We start from the raw sequence: 7,502 nt of genomic DNA on the forward strand, positions 1-7,502 counted from the left end.
CTATGGAAAAACCGTCGGAAGACTCCAAGAAAAGGGCTTGGAGCGCGGGCATCCTGCAACTAGGGTGTCCCTCCCGGCGGTGCGGAGGGATGGTCGATGAAGATCAGCATGGAACGGGCGACGCTGCTGCGCGCGGTCGCGCAGGCGCAATCCGTTGTCGAGCGGCGCAACACGATCCCGATCCTGGCCAATGTGCTGATCGAGGCCGAAGGCGACACCGTCTCCTTCCGGGCCACCGATCTGGACATCGAGGTGCTGGATCGGGCGAATGCGCAGGTCGAGAAGGCCGGCGGCACCACCGTCTCGGCGGTGACCTTGCACGAGATCGTGCGCAAGCTGCCCGACGGTGCGCTGGTCGTGCTGGCCAGCGACGAGGCGGCGGGCCGGCTGACGGTCTCGGCGGGGCGGTCGAACTTCTCGCTGGCGACCTTGCCGAAAGAGGACTTCCCCGTGATGGCCTCGTCGGAATACGGCACGAATTTCAAGGCAAGGGCCGATGTGCTGCGGCGGCTGTTCGACAAGTCGAAATTCGCCATCTCGACCGAGGAGACGCGCTACTACCTGAACGGCGTCTACATGCATGTCTCCGACAGCGAGGATGGCCGCGTGCTGCGCTGCGTGGCGACGGACGGCCACCGCCTGGCGCGGATCGACGCTGCCCTGCCCGCGGGCGCCGAAGAGATGCCGGGCGTGATCGTGCCGCGCAAGACCGTGGGCGAGCTGCGCAAGCTCTTGGACGATGACGAGATGGAGATCGCGGTCTCGGTCTCGGAGACCAAGGTGCGCTTTGCCACGCCGGACATCACGCTGACCTCGAAGGTGATCGACGGCACCTTCCCGGATTACACCCGGGTCATCCCGCAGGGCAATTCCCGCAAGCTGGAAGTGGATGCGAGCGATTTCGCCAAGGCGGTGGACCGCGTGGCGACGGTCAGCTCGGAACGCTCGCGCGCGGTGAAGATGCAGCTGGACGAGGATCGGCTGGTCCTGTCGGTCAATGCGCCGGACAGCGGGAATGCCGAGGAAGAGCTGGCCGTGGCCTATGGCGACGAGCGGCTGGAGATCGGGTTCAACGCGAAATACCTGCTGGAGATCGCCAGCCAGGTCGATCGCGAGAACGCGGTGTTCCTGTTCAACTCGTCCGGCGACCCGACCCTGATGCGCGAGGGCAGCGATACCAGCGCGGTCTACGTGGTCATGCCGATGCGCGTCTGACCCGGCCGCGGCGCGGAGCCGGCCCGTCGGACGCCTCCGGCGGGAGTATTTGCGGAAAGATGAAAGACGAGGGGCGATGTACCTGTCGCGGCTGACCCTGTCGCATTTCCGCTCGCACAAGCGCGTTGCGCTGGCGCTCGATGCGCGGCCCGTGGCGATCTTCGGGCCGAACGGGACGGGCAAGACCAACCTGATCGAGGCGGTGTCGCTGTTCTCGCCCGGGCGCGGCCTGCGCCGGGCCGCGGCGCAGGACATGGCGCGGCGCCCGGAAAGCCTTGGCTGGAAAGTCACGGGCGAGATCCGCGGCGCGACGGGTCTGCACGAGATCGGGTTCGTCTCGGAGGGCGGGTCTGCGCGGCAGGTCGAGATCGACGGGAAACCGGCCAGCCAGATCGCCCTGGGGCGGCTGGCACGGACGCTCTGGCTGATCCCGGCGATGGACCGGCTGTGGATCGAGGGGGCCGAGGGGCGGCGTCGGTTCCTCGACCGCACCACGCTGAGCTTCTTTCCCGATCACGCGCAGCTGGCGCTGGATTACGAGAAGGCCATGCGCGAGCGCAACCGGCTGCTCAAGGAGCAGGTGCGGGACGGGCACTGGTACCGCGCGCTGGAGGCGCAGATGGCGCGCAGCGGTGCGGCGCTCAATGCCAACCGGCAAGCGGCACTGCTGCGGCTGGCCCGTGCACAGGCCGATGCCACGACCGCCTTTCCGGCGGTGGAACTGGAGCTGGTGCAGTCCGAGGGCGCCATGCCGGAGACGGAGACCGACCTGCGTCACGCGCTGGAGGAGAGCCGGTTCCGCGACATCGCGGCCGGGCGCACTTTGGTCGGGCCGCACCGGACCGATCTTTACGGCGTGTTCGCCGCCAAGGGGGTGCCGGCCGCGGAGAGCTCGACCGGGGAGCAGAAGGCGCTGTTGCTGTCACTGATCCTGGCCAATGCGCGGGCGCTGGCGGGTGATATCGGTGCGCCGCCCATCCTGCTGCTGGACGAGGTGGCGGCGCATCTCGATGCCGGGCGGCGCGCGGCGCTTTACGACGAGATCTGCGCGCTGGGCGCGCAGGCCTGGCTGACGGGGACGGGGCCCGAGCTGTTCGCCGAGCTGGGCGCGCGGGCGCAGATGCTGGAGGTCACCGAAGAGAGCGGCGAATCGCGCGTCTCGGGGGCCGGATCGGCGCCCTGAAACCCGTGTCATCCGCGTGACAATGCCCTGGCGAGCCGCTATAACCCGCAGCATAATAACAAAGGAAGGCGGCATGTCCGAACCCGCAGGCACACCCAACGAGTACGGCGCGGATTCCATCAAGGTTCTCAAGGGTCTTGAGGCCGTGCGCAAGCGTCCCGGCATGTATATCGGGGACACGGATGACGGCTCGGGCCTGCACCACATGGTGTACGAGGTCGTGGATAACGGCATCGACGAGGCGCTGGCCGGCCATGCCGATTACGTCCATGTGAAACTGCATGCCGACAACAGCGTCAGCGTGCGCGACAATGGCCGCGGGATCCCGGTGGACCTGCATGCGGGCGAGGGGGTCTCGGCCGCCGAGGTCATCATGACCCAGCTGCATGCGGGCGGGAAGTTCGACCAGAACTCCTACAAGGTCTCGGGCGGGCTGCACGGCGTCGGCGTCTCGGTGGTCAATGCGCTGTCGGTCTGGCTGGAACTGCGCATCTGGCGCGACGGCAAGGCGCATTACGCGCGGTTCGAACATGGCGAGACGGTCGAGCATCTGCGGGTGACCGGCGATGCCGAGGGCGAGACCGGGACCGAGGTGCGCTTCCTCGCCTCGACCGACACGTTCTCGAATCTCGACTACAAGTTCGAGACGCTCGAGAAGCGCCTGCGCGAACTGGCCTTCCTGAATTCCGGCGTCCGCATCATCCTAGAAGATGCGCGCCCCGCCGAGCCGCTGAAGAGCGAGCTGTATTTCGAGGGCGGCGTGCGCGAATTCGTCAAGTTCCTCGACCGCTCCAAGCAGGCGGTGATGCCCGAGCCGGTCTACATGACCGGTGAGCGGGACGGGATCGGTGTCGAGATCGCCATGTGGTGGAATGACAGCTACCACGAGACGGTGCTGCCCTTCACCAACAACATTCCCCAGCGCGATGGCGGCACGCATATGGCGGGGTTCCGCGGCGCCCTGACCCGCACGATCCAGAAATACGCCACCGAGACCGGCATATCCAAGCGCGAGAAGGTCAGTTTCACCGGCGACGATGCGCGCGAGGGGCTGACCGCGGTGCTGTCGGTCAAGGTGCCTGATCCCAAGTTCTCGAGCCAGACCAAGGACAAGCTGGTCAGCTCCGAGGTGCGCCCCGCGGTCGAGGGGCTAATGAACGAGAAGCTCTCGGAATGGTTCGAGGAGCACCCGGCCGAGGCGCGCGGCATCGTCGGCAAGATCGTCGAGGCCGCGCTGGCCCGCGAGGCCGCCCGCAAGGCGCGCGAACTGACCCGCCGCAAGACCGCCATGGATGTCAGCTTCAACGCCGCCAAGCTGAAGGATTGCTCCGAGAAGGATGCCTCCAAGACCGAGCTGTTCCTCGTCGAGGGCGACAGCGCGGGCGGTTCGGCCCAGACCGGGCGCGACCGGCGCACCCAGGCGATCCTGCCGCTGCGGGGCAAGATCCTGAACGTAGAGCGCGCGCGCTTCGACCGGATGCTGGGCAGCCAGGAGATCGGCAACCTCGTCATGGCGCTGGGCACCGGCATCGGGCGGGACGAGTTCGACATCTCCAAGCTGCGCTACCACAAGATCATCATCATGACCGATGCCGACGTGGACGGCGCGCATATCCGGACGCTGCTGCTGACCTTCTTCTACCGGCAGATGCCCGAGCTGATCGAGGGCGGCTATCTCTACATCGCGCAGCCGCCGCTCTTCAAGGTCGCGCGCGGCAAGTCCGAGGTCTATCTCAAGGACCAGGGCGCGCTGGATGACTACCTGATCCAGCAGGGCGTCGATGGCGCGCAGCTGAAGCTCGGCTCGGGCGAGGTGATCATCGGGCAGGATCTTGCCCGCGTGGTCGACGAGGCACGGCAGCTGCGCCGCGTGCTCGAAGCCTTCCCGACGCATTACCCGCGCCACATCCTCGAACAGGCCGCGATTGCCGGCGCCTTCGTGCCCGGCGCGGTGGAGGCCGACCTGCAGGGCGTGGCCGACAAGGTGGCCGCGCGGCTCGATCTCGTGGCGCTGGAATACGAACGCGGCTGGATGGGCCGGATCACCCAGGACAAGGGCATCCGGCTGGCCCGGATCTTGCGCGGTGTCGAAGAGGTGCGCACGCTGGACGGGCCGATGCTGCGCTCGGGCGAGGCGCGCAAGACCGGCAGCTTCACGCAGAGCCTGCAATCGGTCTACAACACGCCCGCCATGCTGGAGCGCAAGGAGCGCCGGCAGTTGATCCACGGCCCGCTGGAGCTGCTCCGCGCGATCCTCGACGAGGGCGAGAAGGGCCTGTCGCTGCAGCGCTACAAGGGCCTGGGCGAGATGAACCCCGACCAGCTCTGGGAAACCACGCTCGACCCCGACGCCCGCACCCTGCTGCGCGTCAACATCGCCGACATCACCGAGGCGGACGACCTTTTCACCAAGCTCATGGGCGACGTCGTCGAACCCCGCCGCGATTTCATCCAGCAGAACGCGCTGAACGTGGAGAACCTTGATTTCTGAGGGAGTGTAGGTGAGCAGGCATTTTTTCGTGGCACGCATATTTTTTCGCGTCACAGGGGCGCGGATGCCAGAAAAATTGCCCTGTTCTTAGAGGCTTAATGTGGCGCCAGTGAGAGCGGAGCAAATGGGCCTTGGCCGATTATCACTTCCATTGGGCCACTGCGACGGCTTCCGGCTCAACCCTTGTTGAACCTTGCCATGTCGCATTGCCCATCACTGGTCCGCCAGCGGGCTAAGGCGCGCTCTGTCAGCATGTCATGCGCTCTTCGTTAGCTTGGCTCTGCCATCACAGTCTGGGAAACACACAGCCGAGAAATGCTCCATAGCGGCCGCGCCGTTCGACCAGCCCTCCTGCTTCGCAACAGGGACAGACCTGCTGGGTCTCGCCGCAATCACCGCAAACCAGATCTCCACCGGTCCGGGAACGGACCGGAAGGCCGACACCGCAGGCATGCGAGTGCCGCAGAGCTTCACGTGCTCGCGCGATACCAGTCGCGACCCTCCTTTCCGTTCATTTGAAGCAGACGCCCATCCCTCAGATGAAGCGAAAAGTCGGCTATCCGCCAACTGCGCCTGAAATGGTTGAGACAGCTATTCGTCGATATTCATTCCTCAACCAGCATCCGACCAACCTCCGACACGAAGGGCGGGAAGCGGACATTCGCTGCTGCATGCGCGAACGGCCGGTTTCGGCTTGGGAAGAAGACAGGGCGGTCTTGACGCAAGGGCGAGACCGGAACCCCCAATCATCTCCATATGCTACAAGGGGGATTCCAATCACGAGGCACTTTGATACTCTCGAATGCGATGAGCCGGCATTGGCGCAAAATGTGCAGGAAGGGTGGCGTGCATGGCTGCAATTGCCACGATAAAGACGCTGAGCGGCGTCGGCGTCTTGGCAGATAAAGCTGCACGAGAAGACATGCCCCCATTCCGCCAGTTTAATCTCGTTTACGGTTTCAATGGATCCGGCAAGAGCACGTTGTCGAGATTATTTGCCTGCCTTGAGGATGGGAAGCATCACGGAAATCTTCCGTCAGGCTGCAGCTTTGAGAGTGCACTCGATGGCGGCGCAACGTTCAAGGCTCCAAACGCACTGGGAGGCCTTGACAGCCACGTCCGCGTATTCAATGAGGATTTCATCGCGCGAAATTTGGAGTGGAAAGAAGGCCGCGCATCGTCGATTTTTTATATTAGTGAAGAACAGTCCGATCTTGCGGCCGAACTCAGTGCTGCTCAGCAGACACTCGCGGACAAAGAGCGGTCACGGGACGCAGACAAAAAAATTGCTGACGAGCGCGAAAAGGCGCTCAAGAACTACCGAACAGAACGGGCCAAGCTGGTTGCGGCATCGCTGCATCTGGGCAACCGCAGGTACGAGGCCAGACAGCCGGAGAAGGACTATGAAACGCTATCATACGACAAAGACGCGAGGTTGGAGGCTGAAGCCCTCACTGCTCTTGTCGATGTAGCCCGCCTCACAGCGCCGCCGCCGGCTCTGAATGCCATCTCAATAGAAGTTGATGCCATTCGGAAAACGGTGGAAGGCGCACGGCACTTCGCTGAGCTGAGTATTGGGACGGTGGTGCTGGACGAAATGGAAAACCACCCTGCTATGGTTCCTTGGCTGAAGACCGGTCATGATTTTCACAGCGCGAACGACCTGGAAAATTGCCTGCTATGCGGCAACACGATCAGTGACGCTCGAAAACAGAAACTCGCTCAGGCACTGGACGACCGGCTCTCGAAGCTGCTTGGAGAGTTGAAAGACGCGGGCGCGAAGGCTTCAATACTTCTGACCGAGATCCGATCCGCTTCAGACGCTTGGCCCAAGACTGCCGAACTCGAATTGCAGCTTGCGGAGCGTTACGCTACCGCTCGCCATGACACGGACAGCTTCCTGAACGACTTTGTCCCTGTCATCGAGGAAGCGTGCCGCATTCTCTCTGCCCGTGTGGAACAGCCAACCACACCCATTACGCATGATCTGCCGAGCCCCGATCAGATCGCGGCACGGAGCGAAGCCCTCAAGGAAGCCATCGCTGTGCAAAATGCCGTTGTCAGCGAGCACAACGAAGCGTCTGCGGATTTTGCTAAACGCCAAGACGGCGCCCGCGAGGCCATCAAGAAGCACTATCTGGCCGAAGGGCACGAGAACTACGCCGCGCTCAAAAATTCGCTGGAAGAAGCGAATGGTCGCGTGAGCTCTTTAGAAGAAGAGATCCGCACGCTGGAAGGCGATATTGCTGAACTCAGTGCCAAGGTGCGGACCCATGGCCCGGCCGCCGACCAGATCACGAAGCTTGTTCGCGCCTACCTGGGCCACGGTGAGCTGACGATATTTGCGGTCGACGGAGGATACGAGCTACGTCGTCACAACAAGTGTCCGTCGTCAGGTAATTTGGGACGCTTGAGGGCTTTCCAGGCTGGAGGCCCTGGCTCACCGCTGATTAATGCTATGCGTTTGCAGTTTCGTGGCGCAAGCGCCGAGCGAGCATGGTTTTCCGTTTGATCTCCTCTCGCTGTTGCAGGATCTGGTCACCCCGGCCGTAGTAGACGTCGGCCGGCGTCAGGTTCCCGAGGCTCTCATGGTACCGGTGGGTGTTGTAGTAT

4 protein-coding genes and 1 pseudogene are annotated in these 7,502 nt (G+C 63.7%); 4 read left to right on the forward strand and 1 reads right to left on the reverse strand.

The features are described 5' to 3' along the window. Window positions 1-96 precede the first annotated feature (96 nt). The 4 genes from dnaN (at window position 97) to AVJ23_RS17255 (ending at window position 7,401) form a co-directional block, all read left to right on the forward strand. Window positions 97-1,215, forward strand: coding sequence for a DNA polymerase III subunit beta (dnaN, locus tag AVJ23_RS17240; protein ID WP_058863458.1), 1,119 nt, complete (start codon window positions 97-99; stop codon window positions 1,213-1,215). Between the two features lie 76 nt (window positions 1,216-1,291). Next, entirely contained in the window at window positions 1,292-2,398 is a 1,107-nt protein-coding gene (recF, locus tag AVJ23_RS17245) for a DNA replication/repair protein RecF (RefSeq protein ID WP_058863459.1), read from the forward strand. Window positions 2,399-2,471: 73 nt separating this feature from the next. Continuing rightward, entirely contained in the window at window positions 2,472-4,889 is a 2,418-nt protein-coding gene (gene gyrB, locus AVJ23_RS17250; RefSeq protein WP_058863460.1) for a DNA topoisomerase (ATP-hydrolyzing) subunit B, read from the forward strand. A gap of 850 nt (window positions 4,890-5,739) precedes the next feature. Next, complete coding sequence (locus AVJ23_RS17255; protein WP_240484703.1) at window positions 5,740-7,401, forward strand: AAA family ATPase; 1,662 nt, start codon at window positions 5,740-5,742, stop codon at window positions 7,399-7,401. On the opposite strand, the pseudogene AVJ23_RS23365 reads toward AVJ23_RS17255, so the two are convergent. Further along, window positions 7,346-7,502: pseudogene (locus tag AVJ23_RS23365) on the reverse strand (IS3 family transposase); the annotation flags it as partial. The gene AVJ23_RS17255 and the pseudogene AVJ23_RS23365 overlap by 56 nt on opposite strands.

It is taken from the genome of Pseudoponticoccus marisrubri (assembly GCF_001482405.1).
Taxonomy (GTDB): Bacteria; Pseudomonadota; Alphaproteobacteria; order Rhodobacterales; family Rhodobacteraceae; genus Pseudoponticoccus; species Pseudoponticoccus marisrubri.